A 984-nucleotide genomic window follows, 5' to 3' on the forward strand; every position below is an offset into this window, starting at 1 on the left:
GCGCCCGGGGCGGGCGCGGGCGGGTGCGGTGCGTGCCGCCTTCTACCGCCTCCCGCCGCGCGCCCGGGGCCCCACCCCCCTGCTCGTACCCCGCGCCGCCCAGTCGGTGAGCGTGCGATAGCCGAGGCGCTGGTAGAGGGCGTTGCTGGTGGGGTTGGCCAGGTCCGCGAAGAGGACGACCTCCTTGGCGCCGGCGGCCAGCGCGGCCCGGCTGACCTCGGTCGTCACGGCAGCCGCGTAGCCGCGACCGCGCAGGTGGGCCGGGGTGTAGACGATGTCCACCTGGATCTGGCCGCCGATCAGCGGGTTCATGCCGGCGATGGAGACGGGGGTGCCGTCCGGGGTCTCCCAGAGGGTGTAGCGCTTGTCGGCGTAACGCGTGCCGGCCCAGGAATCGGCGTCGATGGTGACGTCCTCTCCGACGGCCTTGGCGAACTCGCCGCACCAGAACATGACTTGATCGAGGTCCTCCTCACCGAGGACCCGCGCCCGGCCCGCCGGCATCGGATCCGGCGGGGTGAGCGTGTCGAGGCGGTACAGCCGGACCTGGGTGTCACGGAGTTTCGGCGTGAGGCCGGTACGCCGCTGCCAGGCCTCGGCGAAGGCGGTGGCGGTGCTGTGGTCAGCGCTGACGGCGGGGAGGGTGTGCCCGAGCGCGAAGAGGTGAGCGGCGAGCGCGTCGGCCTGCTCGGATGTGAGCGGGGTGGGGCACAGGGCGCGCGGCGGGAGGCGGTAGAAGGCGGCACGCACCTCACCCGCCCGCTCCAGCACGCCGTAGACGGGCGTCCCGCACCCGAACGCCTCCGCCCCACGCGTCCGCACTCTCTCGGCCCACGTCAACGGCATGACATGCATCCCGGGCCGCGACCGCAGAAAGCCTCCGGCTCGGGCGAGGAAGTCGTCCACGTCTTCGGCGAGGTGCCAGTCGTCTGGGTGCATGTCCTCAGCATTGCCGATGCGGCGGGCGGGGTTGGGGTGTGCGGT

At 73.3% G+C, this 984-nt stretch carries 1 protein-coding gene; it reads right to left on the minus strand.

Annotated features, from left to right (window positions below; genetic code table 11):
• Positions 1 to 42: 42 nt before the first annotated feature.
• Complete coding sequence (locus tag L0P92_RS44630) at positions 43 to 939, minus strand: GNAT family N-acetyltransferase (protein WP_234768839.1); 897 nt, start codon at positions 937 to 939, stop codon at positions 43 to 45.
• Positions 940 to 984: the final 45 nt, after the last annotated feature.

This window comes from Streptomyces muensis (genome assembly GCF_021474425.1).
GTDB classification, from domain to species: domain Bacteria; phylum Actinomycetota; class Actinomycetes; order Streptomycetales; family Streptomycetaceae; genus Streptomyces; species Streptomyces muensis.